The organism is Curtobacterium sp. MCPF17_003 (assembly GCF_003224385.1).
GTDB classification, from domain to species: Bacteria; Actinomycetota; Actinomycetes; order Actinomycetales; family Microbacteriaceae; genus Curtobacterium; species Curtobacterium flaccumfaciens.
On record NZ_QKLC01000023.1, the window covers coordinates 1 to 22,275 of the forward strand.

A 22,275-nucleotide genomic window follows, 5' to 3' on the forward strand; every position below is an offset into this window, starting at 1 on the left:
ACTCGTACCAAGATGCTCACGGCGAGCGGGGCAGCACCGATCCGCGTCCCGCCACTCGTACCAAGATGCTCACGGCGTGCGGGGCAGTACCGATCCGCGTCCCGCCACTCGTACCAAGCATCGTTCTGCGTGGTCTGGGATACGGCACTTCCGTCGTCTAGTAGGCTTTCGCCCGTGAGTGACACAGAAGCAACAGCACCAGCACCCCGTCGCGTCGTCGTCGCCGAGGACGAGTCGCTCATCCGCCTCGACATCGTGGAGATCCTCCGCGACAACGGGTTCGACGTGGTCGGTGAAGCCGGTGACGGTGAGACCGCCGTCCAGCTCGCGACCGACCTCCGCCCCGACCTCGTCGTGATGGACGTCAAGATGCCCCAGCTCGACGGCATCTCCGCAGCCGAGAAGCTGTCCAAGAACCACATCGCGCCCGTCGTCCTGCTGACCGCGTTCAGCCAGAAGGACCTCGTCGAGCGTGCCACCGAGGCCGGTGCGCTGGCCTACGTGGTCAAGCCCTTCACCCCGAACGACCTGCTCCCCGCGATCGAGATCGCCCTCTCGCGGTACCAGCAGATCATCACGCTCGAGGCCGAGGTCGCCGACCTCGTCGAGCGCTTCGAGACCCGCAAGCTCGTCGACCGCGCCAAGGGCCTGCTGAACGAGAAGATGGGCCTCACCGAGCCCGAGGCGTTCCGCTGGATCCAGAAGGCCTCGATGGACCGCCGCCTGACCATGCACGACGTGGCGAAGGCGATCATCGAGCAGCTCAGCGCCAAGAAGTAGTCCAGCGCTCCACCGTCGCTCACGGAACGCCGCCGGCCCCCTGGGGTCGGCGGCGTTCCTGCGTCCGAGGGCGGGGCGTGTGTCGCGACCACCTGGCAGGCTGGAGCCATGGACGACGTGGTGATCCGGGCCTCCCGGCCTGACGACATGCCGGCGGTGGCCGACCTGCGGTGGCGGTGGAGCGTGGACGAGGGCGGCGCTCATCCGGTGGCGAGCGTGGAGGCGTACCGCGATGCCATGACGGCGTTCGCCGCCGACCACGCGGAGTCGCACCGGTGCGTCGTCGCGGAGCGGGACGGTGTCGTGCTCGGCATGGCGTGGCTCGGGCTCGTCGCGCGACCGCCGCTGCCGGACCGGCCGGGGCGCCGGCTGACCGCCGACGTGCAGACGGTCTACGTGCACCCGGAGCTGCGCGGTTCCGGCGTCGCCGGACGGCTCGTCACGGCCCTGCTCCAGGTCGCCGACGAACTCGGCGTGGAGCGGACGTCGGTGCACTCGAGCGTGGACGGCGAGCGGCTCTACCGGCGGCTCGGGTTCGGCGACGCCCGCCTGCTGCTGCAGCGGCCGCCGGAGGACTGAGCCGTCGGTCCGTCGGTCAGCGACGCTCGCGGATCATGTTCGTGATCCGGACGGTGGAGCACCGGCGACCCTGGTCGTCGGTCAGGACGATCTCGTGGGTGGTGAGCGTGCCGCCCAGGTGGATGGCGGTGCACGTGCCCGTGACGATGCCGCTCGTGGCGCTGCGGGAGTGCGAGGCGCTGAGCTCGATGCCGACGGCGTAGCGGCCAGGCCCGGCGTGCACGTTGGCGGCCATCGAACCGAGGCTCTCCGCGAGGACGACGTAGGCGCCGCCGTGCAGCAGGCCGACCGGCTGGCGGTTGCCCTCGACGGGGATCGAACCGACCGCCCGCTCGGCCGAGAGCTCGGTGATGACCATGCCCATCTTCTCGGCCAGCTCGCCCATGCCGCGTTCGTCGAGGCGGGGATCGATCGTGGTCGATGTGGTGTCGTCGGTCACGGTCTGCGTCGACCTTCCGTGTCAGCGGGCGTCGGTAGGCTGTCCGGGTGTCGGACTCCGCAAAGCCTACCCTCATGGTCATCGACGGCCACTCGCTCGCCTTCCGGGCCTTCTACGCGCTGCCGGTCGACAGCTTCGTGAACCGCGAGGGGCAGCACACCAACGCGATCCACGGCTTCATCTCGATGCTGCTGATGCTCCTGCAGCGCGAGAAGCCCACCCACCTGGCGGTGGCGTTCGACATCTCCCGGTTCTCGTTCCGCACGCGTGAGTACGCCGAGTACAAGGGCACCCGCTCCGAGACCCCGGCCGAGTTCAAGGGACAGATCCCGCTCCTGCAGCAGGCGCTCGAGGCGATGGGCATCACCACCGTCACGAAAGAGGACTACGAGGCCGACGACATCCTCGCGACCCTCTCCAAGCAGGGTGCCGACCAGGGCTTCAAGGTCTACGTGGTCTCCGGCGACCGCGACTCGATCCAGCTCGTCAACGACGACGTCACCCTGCTCTACCCGTCGGTCCGCGGTGTCTCCGAACTCACCCGCTACGACCGCGACAAGGTTTACGAGCGGTACGGCATCGAGCCCCACCAGTACCCGGACATCGCCGCCCTCGTCGGCGAGACCAGCGACAACCTGATCGGCATCGACAAGGTCGGCGAGAAGACCGCGGTCAAGTGGGTGACCCAGTACGGGTCGCTCGACGGCGTCCTCGAGCACGCCGGCGAGATCAAGGGCGTCGTCGGCAACAACCTGCGCGAGCAGCAGGACCGGGCGATCCGGAACCGCCGGCTCAACCGCCTGGTCACCGACGTCGAGCTGCCCGTCGGTCCCGCCGACGTCGCGCTCCGCCCGGTCGACGAGACCGCGGTGCGCGAGCTCTTCGCGAAGCTGCAGTTCCGCACGCTGCTCGACCGCGTCTTCAAGGTGGCCGGGTCGGGCGACCCTGTCGAGCCGGCGGCCGAGGGCACCGTCACCGACGGCGCGCCGACCCCGCCGCCCGTCAAGACCCTGATCGACGAAGAGCTCGGCTACTGGCTCGAGCGCCGCAACGCGACCGAGGCGGCGAACGGCTACGGCGTCGCGGTCGAGGTCATCGACGGACGCCTCAGCGCCATCGGCATCGCGACGCACGACGACGCCGTGCTGGTGCCGGGCGGCAGCGGCGCGAAGGACTACGAGCAGCTCTCGGCCTGGTTCGCCTCCGACGCCCCGAAGCACTTCCACGACGCCAAGGCCGCGATCAAGGCGCTCGGCACCGCCGGCTTCGTCGTGAACGGCATCGCCGGCGACGCCCGGATCATGGGGTGGCTCGCGCAGCCCGGCAAGCAGGGGCAGCCACTGTCGGACCTCGTCTACCAGGAGCTCGGCGAAGAACTGCCGACGGCTGACCCCAACCAGCTGGTCCCCGAGACCGACCCGGTCAACGTCGGGGTGCACGCGTGGTTCGTGCTCCGCGTCACCACGGCCCTGCGCGCCCGGATCGACGCATCCTCGCTGCGGGTCCTCGACGACATCGAGCTGCCGCTCGTGTCGGTGCTGGCCGGCATGGAGACCATCGGTGTCGGCATCGACCGCCCGGTGCTCACCGGCCTGTCGAAGGAACTGGGGGAGCGCGCCGCCGAGCTCGCGCAGCAGGCCTTCGCCGAGATCGGGCACGAGGTCAACCTCGGGTCGCCGAAGCAGCTGCAGGAAGTCCTGTTCACCGAGCTCGCGATGCCGAAGACCCGCAAGACCAAGACCGGGTTCTCGACCGACGCCGCAAGCCTGGCCGACCTGCAGGAACAGCACCCGCACCCGTTCCTCGGGCTCCTGCTGCAGCACCGCGACGCCACGAAGCTCCGGCAGATCGTCGACACGCTCGACGCCGCCGTGGTCGACGGGCGCATCCACACCCGCTACGAGCAGACCGGTACGAGCACGGGCCGGGTCTCGTCGACCGACCCGAACCTGCAGAACATCCCGGTGAAGACGGCCGTCGGTCGCCGGATCCGGTCGGCGTTCGCGGTCGCTGAGCCGTACACGACGCTCGTGACCGCCGACTACTCGCAGATCGAGATGCGGATCATGGCGCACCTCTCCGGCGACCCGGGGCTCATCCAGGCCTTCAACGAGGGCGAGGACCTGCACCGCTTCGTCGGCGCCCGGGTGTTCGGCGTCGACCCGTCCGAGGTCTCCAACGAGATGCGCACGAAGGTCAAGGCGATGTCCTACGGCCTGGCCTACGGGTTGAGTGCCTTCGGTCTGTCGAAGCAGCTGCGCATCGAGCAGTCCGAGGCCCGCACCCTGATGACCGAGTACTTCGCCCGCTTCGGTGCGGTGCGCGACTACCTGCGCAACGTCGTCGAGCAGGCACGCGAGGACGGCTACACCGAGACGATCTTCGGTCGCCGTCGCCCGTTCCCCGACCTGAAGAGCCCGAACCGGGTCCTGCGTGAGAACGCCGAACGCGCCGCGCTGAACGCCCCGATCCAGGGTTCGGCCGCCGACATCATCAAGATCGCGATGCTCGGGGTCGCCGACGACCTGCGCGAGGGCGAGCTGCAGTCCCACCTGCTGCTCCAGGTGCACGACGAGCTCATCCTCGAGGTCGCGCCCGGTGAGCAGGAGCGTGTGGAGGAGATCCTCCGCACCCGGATGGGCAGCGCTGCCGAGCTGAGCGTCCCGCTCGACGTCTCGGTCGGCGTGGGGCCGAACTGGGAGAGCGCCGCCCACTGACCCGGGCTGCTCGGGGTCCTGCCGACCCACGGGTCGGTAGGGTCGGGGCATGAGCGAAGAGCGTCCTGTCCGCCAGCCGTCCGCCGTCGACCGCGTCGCCGAGGACTGGGTCACCACCCTCGTCGACCTCGACCCGACGACCGCCACGTACATCGGCGTCCCGGGGCGCACGGGGGAGTACGGCGACACCTCGCCCGCCGGTGCCGCCGCGATGGCCGAGGCCGCGCGCGGTGCGAAGCGTGCGCTCGACGCCGCTCCCGCCGTCGACTCCGTGGACCAGGTGACGAAGGCCGACCTCGGCGCCGAGCTGGACCTGGTGCAGGAGTCGTACGAGCGCAAGCTGCACCTCCGCGACCTCAACGTCATCGCGAGCCCGGCGCAGTCGGTCCGCGAGATCATCGACCTGATGCCGACCGCGACCGAGGGCGACTGGCAGGACATCGCGAGCCGGCTGCACGCGCTGCCGGACGCCCTCGAGGGCATCCGTGAGACCCTGCTCGAGGGCACCCGCGAAGACGTCACCCCGGCCAAGCGCCAGGTCGCCCTGGTCGCCGAGCAGGCAGCCCGGAACGGCGCCGAGGACGGCTTCTTCGCGCGCCTCGCCGAAGGCGCCGCGTTCGACGACGGTTCGCCGGTGCCGGACACGCTCCGCGCCGAGCTCACCCGCGGAGCCCAGGTCGCCTCGGCCGCGTACCGCTCGCTCGGGCAGTTCCTGGAGCACGAGCTGCTGCCGCTCGCCACCCCCGTGGACGCCGTCGGTCGCGAAGCCTACGAGCTCCACTCGCGCCGGTTCCTCGGGGCGGTCGTCGACCTCGACGAGACGTACGAGTGGGGCCTCGAGGAACTCGCGCGCATGCGGGACGAGCAGGAGCGCATCGCCGACCGCATCGAGTCCGGCGCGAGCGTCGCCCGGGCGATCGAGGTGCTCGACACCGACCCGTCCCGGATCCTGCACGGAACCGACGCGCTGCAGCGGTGGATGCAGGAGACGAGTGACGCGTCGATCGCCGCGATGGCCGGGACCTACTTCGACATCCCGGACCCGATCCGTCGCCTGGAGTGCCGGATCGCCCCCACGCAAGAGGGCGGCATCTACTACAGCGGCCCCTCCGACGACTTCTCCCGTGCCGGCCGCATGTGGTGGTCGGTGCCCGAGGGCGTCACCGAGTTCGGCACCTGGCGCGAGAAGACGACGGTCTACCACGAGGGCGTCCCCGGACACCACCTGCAGATCAGCCAGGGCGTCTACAACCGTGGCGAGCTGAACACCTGGCGCCGGCAGCTGTCCGGGGCCTCCGGGCACGTCGAGGGCTGGGCGCTGTACGCCGAGCGGCTGATGGAGCAGCTCGGGTTCCTCGACGACGACGGCGACCGGCTCGGCATGCTCGACGGGCAGCGGATGCGTGCGGCCCGCGTCGTGCTCGACATCGGCGTGCACCTGCAGAAGACGAACCCCGACGGCGGCGGCTGGACGTGGGAGTACGCGCTCGACTTCATGGGGCAGAACGTCAACATGGACCCGGCGTTCGTCCGGTTCGAGGTCGCCCGGTACTTCGGGTGGCCGGGGCAGGCACCCTCGTACAAGGTGGGTCAGCGCGTCTGGGAGTCCATCCGCGACGAGGTCGCCGCGCGCGAGGGAGCTGACTTCGACCTGAAGGCGTTCCACCACCGTGCGCTCTCGCTCGGCAGCATCGGCCTCGACACCCTCCGGACCGCGCTGGTCGGGTGACGCGCCGTCGACACGCCCGGTTGTGGGGCCTCCGCCGGTGCGGTTAGACTTGTGCGGCGCAATCCGCGCCACTCAATCAATCGCCACGGCGGTGCACCACGGGGGCCGAGTCCCCGCACGCCATGGCCCGACTCATGTCCGTTCGGAGCAATCTCTACATGACAACCACTACGACCAAGGCTCCTAAGCAGGTCGCCATCAACGACATCGGTTCGGCTGATGACTTCCTGGCCGAGGTCGAGAAGACCCTGAAGTTCTTCAACGACGGTGATCTCATCTCCGGCACCGTCGTGAAGATCGACCGCGACGAGGTCCTCCTCGACGTCGGTTACAAGACCGAGGGCGTCATCCCCTCGCGCGAGCTCTCGATCAAGCACGACGTCGACCCCAACGAGGTCGTCGAGGTCGGCGACGAGGTCGAGGCCCTGGTTCTCCAGAAGGAGGACAAGGAAGGCCGCCTCATCCTGTCGAAGAAGCGCGCGCAGTACGAGCGTGCGTGGGGCGACGTCGAGAAGATCAAGGAGTCCGACGGCGTCGTGACCGGGACGGTCATCGAGGTCGTCAAGGGCGGTCTCATCGTCGACATCGGCCTCCGTGGCTTCCTCCCCGCCTCGCTCATCGAGCTCCGTCGTGTCCGCGACCTCACGCCGTACCTCGGCCAGGAGATCGAGGCCAAGATCCTCGAGCTCGACAAGAACCGCAACAACGTGGTCCTGTCGCGCCGTGCGCTCCTCGAGCAGACGCAGTCCGAGTCCCGGACGACGTTCCTCAACAACCTCCACAAGGGCCAGGTCCGCAAGGGCATCGTGTCCTCGATCGTCAACTTCGGTGCGTTCGTGGACCTCGGCGGCGTCGACGGTCTCGTCCACGTCTCCGAGCTCAGCTGGAAGCACATCGAGCACGCCAGCGAGGTCGTCGAGGTCGGTCAGGAAGTCACCGTCGAGATCCTCGAGGTCGACCTGGACCGCGAGCGCGTGTCGCTCTCGCTCAAGGCGACGCAGGAGGACCCGTGGCAGGTCTTCGCCCGCACCCACGCGATCGGTCAGATCGCACCGGGCAAGGTCACGAAGCTCGTCCCGTTCGGTGCCTTCGTCCGCGTTGCCGACGGCATCGAGGGCCTGGTGCACATCTCGGAGCTCTCGAACAAGCACGTCGAGCTCGCCGAGCAGGTCGTGTCGGTCAACGACGAGGTCTTCGTCAAGATCATCGACATCGACCTCGACCGTCGCCGCATCTCGCTGAGCCTCAAGCAGGCGAACGAGGGCGTCGACCCGGAGAGCGACGAGTTCGACCCGGCGCTCTACGGCATGCCGACCGAGTACGACGACAAGGGTGACTACAAGTACCCCGAGGGCTTCGACCCGGAGACCAACGAGTGGCTCGAGGGCTACGACACGCAGCGCACCGAGTGGGAGGGCCAGTACGCGGCCGCCCAGGCGCGTTGGGAAGCCCACAAGGCGCAGGTCGCGAAGACCATCGCCGACGAGGCGCAGGGTGGCTTCGACCTCCCGGCCACGGCTTCCTCATCGTCGTCGACCTCGTCGTTCGCCGGCGAGACGGGTGGCGCAAGCCCCCTGGCCGACGACGCGTCGCTCGCTGCACTCCGCGAGAAGCTCAGCTCGACCAACAACTGATCGAGCGGTTCGTCCCGACCGGAAGCCCGGCACCCCTGACAGGGTGCCGGGCTTCCGGCGTTTCCGGGCATCGGGGTCGTTACCCTGTTGCCGTGCACATCATCGGACTCACGGGCGGCATCGCCGCGGGCAAGTCGACCGTCTCCCGACGCTGGACCGAGCACGGGGCAGTCGTCGTCGACGCCGACCGACTGGCGCGGGACGCCGTGGCACCGGGCAGCCCGGGCCTGGCGCAGGTCGCCGAGCGGTTCGGACCGTCGGTGATCGCCGCCGACGGTGCCCTCGACCGGCCGGCGCTCGGGTCGATCGTGTTCGCGGACCCCGCGGCGCGGAAGGACCTCGAAGCCATCACGCACCCCGAGGTCTGGCGGCTCGCGCAGCAGGCGTTCGACGCCGCCGAGGCCGCCGACCCCGACGCCGTGGTGGTCTACGACGTGCCGTTGCTCGCCGAGGCCCGCGGCTCGCGCCCGCTCCGGTTCGACGCGGTCGTGGTGGTCGACGCCCCCGCTGCGCAGCGCATCGAACGGCTCGTCGAGCACCGCGGGATGCCCCGTGACGAGGCCGAGCGTCGTGTCGCCGCCCAGGCGAGCGACGCAGACCGTCTCGCCCTCGCCGACCACGTCGTCGACGCCACCGGGACGCTCGAGCAGACGATCCGCTCCGCTGACGAGGTGTGGGCACGGATCACGGCATGAGCCACCGTCTGCTGCTGGTCCTCGCCGCGATCGTCCTCGTGGCGATCGGGGCCGGCTCGCTCGTCGCCGCGAACGTCCTCGGTGCCCAGCGAGTGGCGGACAACGGCCGGGTCGCGGTGCACGAGCGGCCGTCGGGTGACGAACGCGGGCCTCACGGGGAGTTCCACCGGTTCCGGCTCGGAACGGTGAACGGTGAGCGGCTCACCCCGAACCGCGACGACTTCGCCGCGCGCACGTCGGCCGACGGTCCGCTCCTGTTGTTCCTGCCCGCGACCCGGTCCCGTCCGGCCGAGTACCAGCGGTTCCTCGGGGCCGCGCTGGCGGACGGCTACCACGTGCTCGGCCTCGACTACTGGAACCTCGGTCGCACCCTGTCCGGCACGTGCGAGGCGGACGCGCGCTGCTACGGCCTGGTCCAGCGGAACCGCTTCGACGGCACCCGGCCGTCGGAGTTCAGCGCGGTCAGTCCGGCCGGGTCCATCGTCTCGCGCTTCCGTGACGCCGTCGCGTACCTCGACGACCACGACCCCGAGGGCGGCTGGGGGCGGTTCGTCCAGGGCGACGACCGCATCGTCTGGAACGACGTCGTCGTGGCCGGGCACTCGCAGGGCGGCGGAGAGGCGGCGTACATCGCACACATCCGCAGCGTCCACGGTGCGTTGATGTTCTCCTCGCCCGTCGAGTCCCGCGGGCCGTCGCACGCAGCGTGGATGGACCGCCCGGGCCGGACACCGGTCGACCGGATGTACGCCATCGACGACGTCCGTGACGCGTTCGGCCCCCGCATCACCGGTTCGTGGGACGTCCTCGGGCTGAGTGGCGTGTCCGGGCCGTTCGAGACGGACACCACCCCGCCCGTCGCCGGCGCGGACCCGCACGCGATCCTCACCGACCTCCGCGGCGACGGCAAGGCGCACTCCCTGATCATCAAGGACTCGACACCGCTCACCCGTGACGGCGTGCCCCGGATGCTCCCGCTCTGGCAGTGGATGCTGCACCGGTTCTCCACAGATCCCGCTGTTCCCTCCGACCGCTCATAGGGTCGGGCAATAGCCTTCTTGCGTGCAGCCCGTTCGCGATGAACCCGACCTGCGCTCGCTCATCCGTGCCCGTGCGGCCGGCGGGGGCGAGCGCCACTTCCTCGAGGATGCTCGCTCCGAGCGCGTCCTGACGTACCGTGCGCTCGACGACGCGGTCACCGCGTGGTCGCGGACCTTCGACGCGATCGGCATCGCCCCGTCGGGTGCCGTCCTGGTCGACGTGGGCGACCCGCTCGCGTTCGCGGTCGTGCACCTGAGCGCCGTCGCCGCAGGTCTCAGGGCGATCCCCGTCGACACCGGGCAGCCGGCCACCGAGCCCGGCCGTCTCGCCGACCTGATCGGCGGTGCGTCCATCGTCGTGTCCGACCGCGCGGTGGACGCGACCGTGCCCGGGGCGCCGGCCAGCGGGATCGACCCCGCCACGTTCCTCCCGACCGCCGTCCGTGACGGCGACCTGCCCGCCGACAGCCCGCACGCGCCGGGTCAGGGTTCCGTCGTGCTGTTCACCTCCGGGTCGACCGGCACACCGAAGGGCGTCGAGCTGCCCGAGACGCAGCTGCTGTTCGTCGCCCGGGCCGTCGCGCGGCACAACCGGCTCGTGCCCGACGACCGCGGGTTCAACTCGTTGCCGCTGTTCCACGTCAACGCCGAGGTGGTCGGGCTGCTCGCGACGCTCGTCGCCGGCGCGACCCTGGTGCTCGACCGGCGCTTCCGTCGCACCGGGTTCTGGGACCTGCTCGCGGAACGACGGATCACCTGGCTGAACGCCGTCCCGGCCGTCCTGGCCGTGCTGGCGAAGACCGGGCCGCTCGAGTTCCCGTCGGGCCTGCGGTTCGTGCGCAGCGCGTCGGCGCCGCTGCCCGATCCCGTGCGCGCCGCCCTCGGCGACGTGCCGCTCGTCGTGAGCTGGGGCATGACCGAGGGCGCCTCGCAGATCACGGCGACCCCGCTGGACGAACCGGCCCGGCCGGGTACCGTCGGGGTGCCGGTCGGGTCCGAGGTGCAGGTCCGAGGCGAGGACGGCTCACTCCTGCCCGCCGACGAGATCGGCGCCCTGTGGGTGCGTGGTGCGGGGATCGTCCGCGGGTACCTCGGGGGCCGTGCGTCCGAGCGATTCGACGCCGACGGCTGGCTCCACACCGGTGACGTCGGGTCCGTCAGCGCCGACGGCTGGGTGTCCCTGGCCGGGCGCTCCGACGACGTCATCAACCGCGGTGGCGAGAAGGTCTACCCGTCCGAGGTCGAGGACGTCCTGCTCGGCGACCCACGTGTGCTCGAGGCGGTCGTCGTCGGCCGCCCCGACGACGTGCTCGGTGCCGTCCCGATCGCCTACGTGATCCCGCAGCCCGACGAATTTGTCGACCACGCAGCCCTCGTGGCCGACCTCGTGGCCCGGGCCGAGGCGCACCTGACGCGGTTCCGCCGACCTGTCGAGGTCATCGTCGTGCCCGACCTGCCGCGTGCGCCCACCGGCAAGGTGCAGCGCGCGAAGGTCCGGACCATGGCCCGACCCTCGTGAACGGACCATCACGCGTGTCGCCGGCGTCGACCGGCGCTGAGCCGGGGGTGCAGACACCGACGCGCACGGCCGCGGGCAAGCCCCGGCACCTGTACGAGGTCGACGTGCTCCGCATCCTCACGTTCGCGTGTGTGATCGGGGTGCACACCACGAGCCACACCGCCGCCGCCGACGACGTCGGGCTGAACGCGCTGCTCGCCCTGCTGCACTTCACCCGGCTGGTCTTCTTCTCGCTGACCGCGTTCGTGCTCGTGTACAGCTACACGTTGCGCCCGCGTCCGATGGCGCAGTTCTGGCCGAAGCGGTTCCTGCTCGTGGGCGTGCCGTACCTGGCGTGGTCGTTCCTCTACGTCGCGGCGGCGTGGCTGCTGAGTCCGACCCGCCGGGGCGACGTCCCGGACCTGGTGCGCACCGCGGCCGAGGGCATCGTCACCGGCACCTCGTGGTACCACCTGTACTTCCTGCTCGTGACGATGCAGGTGTACCTGCTCCTGCCGGTGATCGTCTGGCTGGTGCGCCGGACCCGCGGGCACCACGTGACCGTGCTGGTCGTGGCTTTCCTGGTCCAGCTGGTGGTGTTCGCCGGGTACAAGTACTTCCCGGCGAGCGACGCGTGGATGCACGGGTACCAGAAGCAGTTCTTCTTCTCGTACGTCTTCTTCATCGTCTCGGGGGCGATCGCCGCCGACCACGCGGACGCCTTCCTGCGGTTCATCCGGCTCCACCGCCGTTCGGTCCTGTGGGCCTTCGCCGGTGTCGGGGGGGCTCACCCTGGGCGTGTGGGCGCTGCAGGTCGGCCTCGGGCAGTCCCTCTACGCCGCGGGGACACCGCTGCAGCCGATCCAGGCGGTCTGGAGCACCGCGGTGTTCGTCGGGTTCCTGGCGATCGGCGCCGCGTGGGCGGACCGCCGGCGACCCGGCAGCCGGGCCGCCCGTTTCGTCGACTACGCGTCCGATCGCTCGTTCGGCATCTTCCTGAGCCACCCGTTCGTCATCTGGATCCTGCTCTTCGGCGACAGCTGGCTCGAGGCCGCCGTGCCACGGCCGTGGCTCACCCTCGTCACGTACGTGCTCGTGTTGGTCCTGTCCGTCGCGGTGACCGAGCTGTTCCGGTGGACGCCGCTCAGCGTGCCGCTGACCGGCCGGCCGTCGTTGTCCTCTCGGGCGTCGCGAGCGGCGCGGGCGCGTCGTTCCGCAGGCGCGGCGGCGCCCCGGCGGTCGCCGGAACCGGTGGAGCCGGACGACGCCCTCGTCGGCGAGACCGACGACGTCGGGCGGCGCGCGGCGCGCTGAGCGCCCGCGCGCCCGGCGCAGCTCTGGGAGGTCCCGTCCGTGGTGCGACGGCGGCGCCATCGCACCGAGTCCGGAACCCCGCACCAGCCGTGCGGGGCGGTGGACGCGTGGCGGGCGGCCGGGAGGCGCGGGGCGGGCCCGACGCGTGCCTCCCGGCCGTCGCGCGCGGACCACCAGGGCCGGCGCACGTTCCGCGCGTCGCCCGTCAGGCCGGGCGCTGCTCGGCCTTCGGGGTGCCGATCTCGAGCACGCCGTCGGTGGAGGTCAGCCGCTGCGGCTTCATGAACCAGGCGACGACGGCCGCGGCTCCGAGCAGGGCGCAGGAGAGCGCGAAGGGCACCTGCCAGCCCGAGGCGTCGATGAGCAGGCCGAACACGATGGGCGAGACCACCCCGGCGATGCCGAACCCGGTGTTCATGAAGCCCGAGGCCGTGCCGGACCACTGCGGCGCGACGTCCATCGGAATCGCCCAGAGGTTGGCGTTGCAGAGTTCGAGGAAGAAGAACGACAGGGCCAGCGAGATCGTCGCGACGAGCAGGCCCTGCCCGATCACGAGCGGGATGAGGCAGAGGAGCGAGCCGCCGAGTCCGATCACCAGGATGATCCGGCGGGCGTTCCGGGTGTTCCCGCCGCGGTGGATGATGCGGTCACTGAGCATCCCGCCGACCGTGTCCCCGACGACACCGGCCAGCAGGATGAGGGTGGTGAACAGGGCGAAGTCGCCGATCTCCAGGCCGTAGGTGGAGCTGAGGAACGTCGGGAGCCACGTGAGGAACACCCAGAGGGTCCAGCCGTACCCGAAGTCGACGAAGGTGACCGGCAGGATCTGCTTCGCCATCTGCCGCCACGGCACCGGGGGACGGGTCGCACGGGTCTCGACCGGCGGGAGCTCGGCGAGCTCGACCTGCGTGATGCCCTTCGCGGACTCGGGCTTGTCGCGGAACCAGACGAACCAGACGACGGCCCACGCCAGGGACAGCACCGCGGTGGCGAAGAACGCCCAGCGCCAGCTTCCCGTCGCGCCGATCACCCACGCGACGATGAGCGGGGCCAGGGCGTTGCCGAGCCGGGCGGCCGAGTGGACCACGCCCTGGGCGAAGCCGTTCCGGTCGCGGGGGATCCAGCGGCTCATCGCCTGGGTGGCGGTCGGGAACGCGGCGGCCTCGCTCAGGCCGAGCAGCGCACGAGCAGCGAACAGGGTCCAGAAGCCGACGGCGAAGCCGGTCCAGAGCGTCGCGACGCCCCAGATCACCGTGATGACGAAGAGTGCCCGGCGCGGGCCGAACTTCTCGCTGATCGTGCCGCCGAACACCTGCAGCAGGGCGTACGGCAACGAGAAGGCGGAGACGATGAGGCCGGCGGTCGCCTCGTTGAACCCGAACTCCTCGGTGATGTGCGGCAGCGCCGTCGAGATGTTCGTCCGGTCGATGTACGAGATCGCGTACATGCAGCAGAGCAGGACGAGCACACGCCCGCGGATGCGTCCGCGGAACGGGGTGCCCTTGATCGGTGCGGCCGGGGTCGCCGTGGTCATGAGGCCTCTTCGGGGGAGTGGGAAGGAGTCGGGTGGCTGATCGGATCGAACGGTATGCCCGGTGGCCATCAGTCGACTTGGAGCCCGCTTGCAGCGGACAATACGCCGAGGGCGAGCAGGGGTCCTCGATGTCAGGGGTGCCGACTACCGTTGTCCCCATGGGTGTTGCGATCGAACCGACCCGAGCGGTACGTCCGTTCGAGGTCATCAGCGAGTACTCGCCGAGTGGCGACCAGCCCGCGGCCATCGCGGAACTCGCCGGACGGATCAACGCTGGTGAGACCGACGTCGTGCTGCTGGGTGCGACCGGTACCGGCAAGTCGGCGACGACCGCGTGGCTCATCGAGCAGGTGCAGCGGCCGACGCTCGTGCTCGCGCACAACAAGACCCTCGCGGCCCAGCTCGCCAACGAGTTCCGCAGCCTGATGCCGAACAACGCGGTCGAGTACTTCGTCTCGTACTACGACTACTACCAGCCCGAGGCGTACGTCCCGCAGACCGACACCTTCATCGAGAAGGACTCGTCGGTCAACGCCGAGGTCGAACGGCTCCGGCACTCGACGACGAACTCGCTGCTCAGCCGCCGCGACAGCGTCGTGGTGTCGACGGTCTCCTGCATCTACGGCCTGGGGACGCCCGAGCAGTACATGAACGCGTCGGTCGCACTCCACGTGGGTCAGACGATCTCCCGCGACCAGCTGGTGCGCAAGTTCGTCGCGATGCAGTACCAGCGCAACGACGTCGACTTCGCACGCGGCACGTTCCGGGTCCGCGGCGACACCATCGAGATCATCCCGATGTACGAAGAGCACGCCATCCGCATCGAGATGTTCGGCGACGAGGTCGAGGCGCTCTCGTCGCTGCACCCCCTCACCGGCAACGTCATCGACGACCTGCCTGCCGTGTCGATCTTCCCGGCTTCGCACTACGTCGCCGACACCGACGTGATGCACCGCGCGATCGCCTCCATCAAGGAAGAACTCGCGGAACGGCTCGCCGAGCTCGAGGGCCAGGGCAAGCTGCTCGAGGCCCAGCGACTCCGCATGCGCACCACGTTCGACATCGAGATGATGGAGCAGATCGGGTTCTGCTCCGGCATCGAGAACTACTCGCGGCACATGGACGGCCGTGGTCCGGGCGAGGCACCGCACTGCCTCATCGACTACTTCCCCGACGACTTCCTCCTGGTCATCGACGAGTCGCACGTCACCGTGCCGCAGATCGGCGCGATGTACGAAGGCGACGCCTCGCGCAAGCGCACGCTCGTCGAGCACGGCTTCCGTCTGCCGAGCGCGATGGACAACCGTCCGCTCAAGTGGGAGGAGTTCCTCGACCGCGTCGGCCAGAAGGTCTTCCTGTCGGCGACGCCCGGCAAGTACGAGCTCGGGATCACGGACAGCGTGGTCGAGCAGATCATCCGCCCGACGGGTCTGATCGACCCCGAGATCGTGGTCAAGCCGAGCGACGGCCAGATCGACGACCTGCTCGAGGAGATCAAGCAGCGGGTCGAGAAGGACGAGCGCGTCCTCGTCACCACGCTGACCAAGCGCATGGCCGAGGAACTCACCGACTTCCTCGGGAACGCCGGAGTCCGCGTCCGGTACCTGCACTCCGACGTCGACACCCTCAAGCGCGTCGAGCTGCTGACCGAGCTGCGGCAGGGTGTCTACGACGTGCTCGTCGGCATCAACCTGCTGCGCGAGGGGCTCGACCTGCCCGAGGTGTCGCTCGTGGCGATCCTCGACGCCGACAAGGAAGGCTTCCTCCGCTCGTCGACGTCGCTCATCCAGACGATCGGTCGCGCTGCCCGCAACGTGTCGGGCCAGGTGCTCATGTACGCCGACAAGATGACCGACTCGATGAAGACCGCGATCGAGGAGACCGATCGCCGTCGTGAGAAGCAGGTCGCCTACAACCTGGAGCGCGGCATCGACCCCCAGCCGCTGCGCAAGAAGATCGCGGACATCACCGAGGTCCTGCAGCGCGAGAACGACGACACGAAGGCGCTCCTGCAGGGTCGCCCCGGCACCGACGGCCGTCGGTCGCCCACGCCGAACCTCAAGCGCGGCGGCATCGCGGGCGAGGGCGCGACGCAGCTCGGTGCCACCATCGCCGACCTGAACGACCAGATGCTGCAGGCTGCGGCCGAGCTGAAGTTCGAGCTCGCGGCGCGACTGCGCGACGAGGTGCAGGACCTGAAGAAGGCCCTGCGCCAGATGGAGTCGGCCGGGCATGTCAGCTGACGGCGCCCGCACGGTCGTCGTCACCGGCGCGAGTGCCGGGCTCGGGTACCACGCCGCCGAGCAGCTCGCCGCGGCGGGGCACCGCGTGGTGCTGGCCACGCGCGACCGTGACCGGGCGGACGCCGCCGAGCGCAGCATCCGACGGCACGTCGACGGAGCCTCGCTCGCCCACGTCCACCTCGACCTCGCCGACCTCGACTCGGTCAACGCCGCCGCCGACGAACTCGCCGCGCTGGAACCCGACGGCGTCGACGCGGTCGTGAACAACGCCGGGGTCGTCGGGGCGTCCACGCCGGGGAGCACGGCGCAGGGCACCGAACTGCAGATCGGCACGAACCACCTGGGACACTTCGCGTGGACCGCCCTGGTCCTGCCCCTGCTCGAACGACGAGCCGGCCGGGTCGTGCACCTCGGGTCGATCGCCCACCGGTTCGCACAGCTCGACACGACCGATCCACTCGGGGTCGGTCGGTACTCGAGCCACCGCCAGTACGCCAGGAGCAAGCTCGCGGTGATGCTGTTCGGCTTCGAGCTCGCCGAACGACTGGCCGACTCGGGGTCGTCCGTCTCGAGCGTCGTCGCGCACCCCGGCCTGTCGCTCGACCGACTGTCACCGGCCCGCCCGGACGTCAGCCCGACACGACCTGAACCCGAGTGGATCCGCCCGGCGCAGCGCATCGTCGCCCAGGGCAAGGACGTCGGCGCCCAGCCGCTCGTGCACGCGGCCGTCGGTGCCGACGTGCGCTCGGGGGAGTACTGGGGCCCGGCAGGCTGGATGCAGCTCCGTGGTCCGGCCACGGTGGTCGCGGCCGAACCACGGGCGCACGACCGTACGGTCGCAGCACAGCTCTGGGCGGCGAGCGAGCGCGCATCCGGTGTCGCGTTCGCTCTCGACGCACTCGTCTGACCCTCCATCCCGGCCGAATGTCGGTGCCGCTTCGTAGAATCGACGACGATGACCATCACCTCTGACCCCGGTACCTCGACGTCGGGCCGGAACGCCTTCGGCGAGCCCGCTGACCTCCACCTCCCCGGCGGGACCGCACCGCACAGCACCTCCACGCTCAGCGTGCGCGGCGCCCGCGTGCACAACCTCCGTGACGTCGACCTCGAGATCCCGCGCGACTCGCTCGTCGTCTTCACCGGCCTGTCCGGGTCGGGCAAGTCCTCGCTGGCGTTCGACACGATCTTCGCCGAGGGACAGCGCCGGTACGTCGAGTCGCTGTCCGCCTATGCGCGCCAGTTCCTCGGCCAGGTCGACCGTCCCGACGTCGACTTCATCGAGGGGCTCTCGCCGGCGGTCTCGATCGACCAGAAGTCGACGAACCGCAACCCCCGGTCGACGGTCGGCACGATCACCGAGGTCTACGACTACATGCGTCTGCTCTGGGCGCGCATCGGGGTCCCGCACTGCCCGACGTGTGGCGAGGTGATCAGCAAGCAGACCGTGCAGCAGATCGCCGACCAGCTCATGCAGTTCGAGACCGGCACCCGGTTCCAGGTCCTCGCGCCCGTCATCTCCAAGAAGAAGGGCGAGTTCGTCGACCTCTTCCAAGAACTCGCGGCGTCCGGCTACGCCCGTGCGATCGTGGACGGGGAGCGCATCCAGCTCAGCGACCCGCCCAAGCTCAAGAAGCAGGTCAAGCACGACATCTCGGTCATCGTCGACCGCCTGGTGGCGAGCGACGACATCCTCGGTCGTCTCACCGACTCGCTCGAGACCGCCCTGCGGTTGACCGACGGCACCGTCGGCATCGACCTGGTGGACCACGAGGGGCCCGGAGCGGTCCGGACCTACTCCGAGAACCTCTCGTGCCCGAACAACCACCCGCTCGCGCTCACCGAGATCGAGCCGCGCACGTTCTCGTTCAACGCGCCGTTCGGTGCGTGCCCCGAGTGCTCCGGCCTCGGCACGCGCATGTCGGTCGACCCCGACCTGGTGCTCGGCGACCCCGAGGCCTCGTTGCGCGACGGCGTCCTGCTGCCCTGGACCGGGACGAGCGGGCTGTACTCCTACTTCGACAAGCTGCTCGGCGGCCTCGGCAAGGAGCTCGGCTTCTCGCTCGACACCCCGTGGAACCAGCTCGACCCCGCGGTGCAGGCGTCGATCCTGACCGGCAAGGACTTCCAGGTGTCGGTCTCCTGGCGCAACCGGTTCGGCCGCGAGATGCGGTACACGAGCGGGTTCGAGGGCGTCATGCCCTACATCGAGCGCAAGTTCGCCGAGGCCGAGTCGGACTCGCAGCGGCAGCGCTTCCAGGGCTACCTGCGCGAGGTCCCGTGCCCGGTGTGCGAGGGAACCCGTCTCAAGCCCGAGGTGCTCGCGGTGACGGTCAACGACCGCAGCATCGCGGACGTCACCGACATGTCGCTCGACAACGCGTACGCGTTCATGGACGAGCTGACGCTGACCGACCGTGAAGCGCACATCGCCGCCGCGGTCCTCCGCGAGATCCGCGCACGCCTCGAGTTCCTGCTCGAGGTCGGTCTGAACTACCTCACGCTGGCACGTGGTGCCGGTGGTCTGTCCGGCGGTGAGGCGCAGCGCATCCGTTTGGCGACGCAGATCGGCTCCGGGCTGACCGGCGTGCTGTACGTGCTCGACGAGCCGAGCATCGGCCTGCACCAGCGCGACAATCGTCGACTCATCGACACCCTGGTCAAGCTCAAGGACCTCGGCAACACGCTCATCGTCGTCGAGCACGACGAGGACACGATCCGCACGGCCGACTGGGTCGTCGACATCGGCCCCGGCGCCGGTGTGAACGGCGGCAACGTGGTGCACTCCGGCTCGTACGAGGGCATTATCGAGAACCGTGAGTCGATCACCGGTGACTACCTCGCCGGCCGACGCGCGATCGAGGTGCCGGCCGAGCGCCGCAAGGTCAACCTGAAGCGGGCCATCACCGTGCAGGGCGCCCGCGCGAACAACCTCAAGTCGATCGACGCGGACTTCCCCCTCGGTGTTTTCACCGCGGTCACGGGCGTGAGTGGTTCCGGCAAGTCGACGCTGGTGAACGACATCCTGTACAAGGTGCTCGCCAACCAGCTCAACGGCGCACGGCACATCGCGGGAAAGCACACCCGGGTGAAGGGCCTCGACCAGCTCGACAAGGTCGTGCACGTCGACCAGGCACCGATCGGCCGCACGCCACGGTCGAACCCCGCGACCTACACGGGCGTGTTCGACCGCATCCGTCAGCTGTTCGCCGAGACGCAGGAGGCCAAGACGCGTGGCTACCAGCCCGGCCGCTTCAGCTTCAACGTCAAGGGCGGCCGCTGCGAGAACTGCGCGGGCGACGGCACGATCAAGATCGAGATGAACTTCCTGCCCGACGTCTACGTCGCGTGCGAGGTGTGCGGTGGTGCGCGCTACAACCGCGAGACGCTCCAGGTGCACTACAAGGGCAAGAACATCTCCGAGGTCCTCGACATGCCGATCAGCGAGGCGGCCGAGTTCTTCGAGCCGATCTCGGCGATCCACCGGTACATGGCGACCCTCGTCGACGTGGGCCTCGGCTACGTGCGCCTGGGCCAGAGCGCGACCACGCTCTCCGGCGGCGAGGCGCAGCGCGTCAAGCTCGCCACCGAGCTGCAGCGCCGCTCGAACGGCCGCACGGTCTACGTGCTCGACGAGCCGACCACCGGTCTGCACTTCGAGGACGTCCGAAAGCTGCTCCTCGTGCTGCAGAGCCTGGTCGACAAGGGCAACACCGTCATCACGATCGAGCACAACCTCGACGTCATCAAGTCCGCCGACTGGTTGATCGACATGGGACCCGAGGGCGGTTCCGGTGGTGGCACGGTCCTGGCGACGGGCACCCCGGAACACGTGGCGACCGTGCCGGAGAGCCACACCGGTGTCTTCCTGCGCGAGATCTTCGACGCGCAGGACGCCCGGGTCGGCAAGCAGCAGGCGGTCGGCGCACGCCAGGCCACCCAGAAGCAGCAGGGCACGACCAAGCAGGCGAGCAAGCAGAAGGCGGGTGCTCGGTAGGTGGCGGACACCGTCCCGTGGCGTCCGAAGGCGGGGGAGATCCCGACCGACCCGGGCGTCTACCGCTGGCGTGACGAAGCCGGTCGGGTGCTCTACGTCGGCAAGGCGAAGAACCTCCGCGCCCGGCTGAGCAACTACTTCGCACCGTTGCCGACGCTGCACGAGCGCACCCGGCGCATGGTCCTGACGGCGCGCAGTGTCGAGTGGACGACGGTCGGCTCCGAGATCGAGGCGCTCCAGCTGGAGTACACCTGGATCAAGGAGTTCGACCCGCCGTTCAACGTCAAGTTCCGCGACGACAAGTCGTACCCGTACATGGCGGTCACCCTGGGTGACGAAGCGCCGCGGGTGATGGTGACGCGCAACCGCAAGATCAAGGGTGCGAAGTACTTCGGTCCGTACCCGAAGATCTGGGCGGTGCACGACACCATCGACCTGATGATCAAGGTGTTCCCGATCCGCACGTGTTCGGACTCGTCGTACAAGAAGGCGATGCAGACCGGCCGCCCGTGCTTCCCGGGGCAGATCGGCAAGTGCGGCGGCCCCTGCTCGCAGAAGGTCACGATCGAGGAGCACCGTGCCCTCGTCGAGGAGTTCGTGCGCTTCATGAACTCGTACGACCGTCGGGTCATCACCGAGCTCCGGCAGCGCATGGGGGCCTCGGCGGACGCGATGCAGTACGAGCAGGCCGCGAAGTACCGCGACCAGGTCGAGGCGCTCGAAGCCGTGCTCGAGAAGTCCGCCGTGGTGCTCCGCGACTCGGTCGACCTCGACCTGTTCGGCATCGCGGAGGACGAGCTCGCCGCGGCCGTGCAGCTGTTCTCGGTCCGTGGTGGTCGCATCCGCGGTGTCCGCGGCTGGGTGGTCGACAAGGAGCTCGACATCGCCACGGGCGACCTCGTCGAGCAGATCGTGCAGGGTGTCTACGTCACCGACGAGCCCCCGCGCGAGGTCGTCGTCCCCGAGCTGCCGGAGGACGCGGACGCGCTCCAGGAGTGGCTCAGCAAGCGCCGGAACGGGCGCGGTACGAAGCTCAGCACGGCACAGCGCGGCGATCGTGCCGGTCTCGCGCGGACGGCCGCGCAGAACGCCGGGCAGGCGCTCATGCTCTACAAGACCAAGCGTTCGGCCGACTACACGACGCGGGCCGCGGCACTGGCCGACATCCAGGACGCCCTCGGCATGACCGAGGCGCCGCTCCGCATGGAGTGCTACGACATCTCGCACCTGCAGGGCACCAACGTCGTCGCGTCGATGGTGGTGTTCGAGGACGGTCTGCCGCGCAAGGACCAGTACCGCCGGTACTCGATCGCCGAGACCACCGACGACACCGACAGCATGTACCAGGTGCTCTCGCGGCGCCTGGCGCGGCTGGACGAGGACGCCGAGCTGCCGGACGTCCCGGACGTCACGACCGACGAGGTCGTCGAGGGGTCGAAGCCGACGAAGCGGTTCGCGTACCGCCCGCAGCTGCTCATCGTCGACGGTGGCCAGCCCCAGGTGCAGGCAGCGAAGCGCGCGATGGACGAAGCAGGCGTGCACGACATCGCCCTGGTCGGCATCGCGAAGCGGCTCGAGGAGCTCTGGCTGCCCGACGACGACTTCCCGGTCATCCTGCCCCGCAACTCCGAGGCGCTCTTCCTCATCCAGCGCATCCGTGACGAGGCGCACCGGTTCGCGATCACCCACCAGCGCAGCAAGCGGAAGCGTGACGTCCGGTCGCGGCTGTCCGAGATCCCCGGTCTCGGTCCGAGCCGCGTCAACGCCCTGCTGAAGCACTTCGGCTCGGTCGCCCGGCTGCGCGAGGCCACGGCCGAGGACATCGGCGAGGTGAACGGGATCGGCCCGGCGACCGCTGCCGCGGTGGTCTCGAAACTGGCCCAGACGCCGACGAGCGCACCCGCCACGAGCGCGTCGAGCGCCCCCGAACCGGACGCCGACGCGATCACGGACACCGGAACCGGAACCGATCCCGGAGGCCCGGTGCGGGTCCCCGAGGTGACCGACGACGGTCCGCAGCGACCGTCGTGACGAACCCCGCGCCTCCCGGCCGTCACCGGGCGGTAGCCTGGTCCG

Annotated in this window: 15 protein-coding genes and 1 pseudogene; 14 read left to right on the top strand and 2 right to left on the bottom strand. The window is 69.9% G+C overall.

Annotated features, from left to right (window positions below):
• The first annotated feature begins 174 nt into the window (after positions 1-174).
• On the top strand, positions 175-780 hold the full coding sequence (locus DEJ30_RS16370; RefSeq protein WP_017887240.1) for an ANTAR domain-containing response regulator: 606 nt from the start codon (positions 175-177) through the stop codon (positions 778-780).
• Between the two features lie 108 nt (positions 781-888).
• On the top strand, positions 889-1,359 hold the full coding sequence (locus DEJ30_RS16375; RefSeq protein ID WP_110862741.1) for a GNAT family N-acetyltransferase: 471 nt from the start codon (positions 889-891) through the stop codon (positions 1,357-1,359).
• 16 nt (positions 1,360-1,375) lie between these two features.
• Here the strand turns inward: DEJ30_RS16375 and DEJ30_RS16380 are convergent, their stop codons facing one another.
• The gene (locus DEJ30_RS16380) at positions 1,376-1,744 is read right to left on the bottom strand and encodes a PaaI family thioesterase (RefSeq protein WP_051596794.1); all 369 of its coding nucleotides are present in this window, start codon (positions 1,742-1,744) and stop codon (positions 1,376-1,378) included.
• A 101-nt stretch (positions 1,745-1,845) separates the two neighbouring features.
• Here DEJ30_RS16380 and polA point away from each other — a divergent pair, with 101 nt between their 5' ends.
• The 8 genes and pseudogenes from polA to DEJ30_RS16420 all read left to right on the top strand — a co-directional run bounded on the left by polA (position 1,846) and on the right by DEJ30_RS16420 (position 12,425).
• Complete coding sequence (gene polA, locus DEJ30_RS16385; protein WP_110862742.1) at positions 1,846-4,515, top strand: DNA polymerase I; 2,670 nt, start codon at positions 1,846-1,848, stop codon at positions 4,513-4,515.
• A gap of 49 nt (positions 4,516-4,564) precedes the next feature.
• On the top strand, positions 4,565-6,244 hold the full coding sequence (locus tag DEJ30_RS16390) for a DUF885 domain-containing protein (RefSeq protein ID WP_110862743.1): 1,680 nt from the start codon (positions 4,565-4,567) through the stop codon (positions 6,242-6,244).
• Positions 6,245-6,402: 158 nt separating this feature from the next.
• Positions 6,403-7,878, top strand: a complete 1,476-nt coding sequence (gene rpsA / locus DEJ30_RS16395; RefSeq protein ID WP_027465699.1) for a 30S ribosomal protein S1 — start codon at positions 6,403-6,405, stop codon at positions 7,876-7,878.
• 92 nt (positions 7,879-7,970) lie between these two features.
• Positions 7,971-8,573 (top strand): dephospho-CoA kinase, encoded by a 603-nt coding sequence (gene coaE / locus DEJ30_RS16400; RefSeq protein WP_110862744.1) that lies wholly within the window; start codon positions 7,971-7,973, stop codon positions 8,571-8,573.
• Positions 8,570-9,613, top strand: coding sequence for a hypothetical protein (locus tag DEJ30_RS16405; protein ID WP_110862745.1), 1,044 nt, complete (start codon positions 8,570-8,572; stop codon positions 9,611-9,613). Before coaE ends, DEJ30_RS16405 begins: the two co-directional genes overlap by 4 nt.
• Positions 9,614-9,635: 22 nt before the next feature.
• Positions 9,636-11,132, top strand: a complete 1,497-nt coding sequence (locus tag DEJ30_RS16410; protein WP_110862746.1) for a class I adenylate-forming enzyme family protein — start codon at positions 9,636-9,638, stop codon at positions 11,130-11,132.
• A gap of 140 nt (positions 11,133-11,272) precedes the next feature.
• Positions 11,273-11,833, top strand: a pseudogene (locus DEJ30_RS18695) (acyltransferase family protein); the annotation flags it as partial.
• Between the two features lie 52 nt (positions 11,834-11,885).
• Positions 11,886-12,425, top strand: coding sequence for a hypothetical protein (locus tag DEJ30_RS16420; RefSeq protein ID WP_110862747.1), 540 nt, complete (start codon positions 11,886-11,888; stop codon positions 12,423-12,425).
• 205 nt (positions 12,426-12,630) lie between these two features.
• Here the strand turns inward: DEJ30_RS16420 and DEJ30_RS16425 are convergent, their stop codons facing one another.
• On the bottom strand, positions 12,631-13,959 hold the full coding sequence (locus tag DEJ30_RS16425; protein WP_110862748.1) for an MFS transporter: 1,329 nt from the start codon (positions 13,957-13,959) through the stop codon (positions 12,631-12,633).
• A gap of 170 nt (positions 13,960-14,129) precedes the next feature.
• On the opposite strand from DEJ30_RS16425, the gene uvrB reads away from it, so the two are divergent.
• Genes uvrB through uvrC form a run of 4 tightly spaced genes read left to right on the top strand, consistent with a single transcriptional unit; the run spans position 14,130 to position 22,230 of the window.
• Positions 14,130-16,202, top strand: coding sequence for an excinuclease ABC subunit UvrB (gene uvrB / locus DEJ30_RS16430; protein ID WP_110862762.1), 2,073 nt, complete (start codon positions 14,130-14,132; stop codon positions 16,200-16,202).
• Positions 16,192-17,109 carry an SDR family NAD(P)-dependent oxidoreductase gene (locus tag DEJ30_RS16435; RefSeq protein WP_110862749.1) on the top strand — a complete coding sequence of 306 codons (918 nt, stop codon included), beginning with the start codon at positions 16,192-16,194 and terminating at the stop codon, positions 17,107-17,109. The genes uvrB and DEJ30_RS16435 overlap by 11 nt, the downstream gene beginning before the upstream one ends.
• Positions 17,110-17,157: 48 nt before the next feature.
• Complete coding sequence (gene uvrA, locus DEJ30_RS16440) at positions 17,158-20,199, top strand: excinuclease ABC subunit UvrA (protein WP_258370025.1); 3,042 nt, start codon at positions 17,158-17,160, stop codon at positions 20,197-20,199.
• A complete protein-coding gene (uvrC, locus tag DEJ30_RS16445) occupies positions 20,200-22,230 on the top strand; it encodes an excinuclease ABC subunit UvrC (protein WP_110862750.1) in 2,031 nt (676 codons plus the stop codon).
• The last annotated feature ends 45 nt before the right edge of the window (positions 22,231-22,275 follow it).

Coding starts and splice junctions, on each gene's coding strand:
- DEJ30_RS16375 (WP_110862741.1), top strand. CDS start 889: ATGGACGACGTGGTGATCCGGGCCTCCCGGCCTGACGACATGCCGGCG.
- DEJ30_RS16380 (WP_051596794.1), bottom strand. CDS start 1,744: ATGGGCGAGCTGGCCGAGAAGATGGGCATGGTCATCACCGAGCTCTCG.
- DEJ30_RS16390 (WP_110862743.1), top strand. CDS start 4,565: ATGAGCGAAGAGCGTCCTGTCCGCCAGCCGTCCGCCGTCGACCGCGTC.
- rpsA (WP_027465699.1), top strand. CDS start 6,403: ATGACAACCACTACGACCAAGGCTCCTAAGCAGGTCGCCATCAACGAC.
- DEJ30_RS16405 (WP_110862745.1), top strand. CDS start 8,570: ATGAGCCACCGTCTGCTGCTGGTCCTCGCCGCGATCGTCCTCGTGGCG.
- DEJ30_RS16425 (WP_110862748.1), bottom strand. CDS start 13,959: ATGACCACGGCGACCCCGGCCGCACCGATCAAGGGCACCCCGTTCCGC.
- DEJ30_RS16435 (WP_110862749.1), top strand. CDS start 16,192: ATGTCAGCTGACGGCGCCCGCACGGTCGTCGTCACCGGCGCGAGTGCC.
- uvrA (WP_258370025.1), top strand. CDS start 17,158: ATGACCATCACCTCTGACCCCGGTACCTCGACGTCGGGCCGGAACGCC.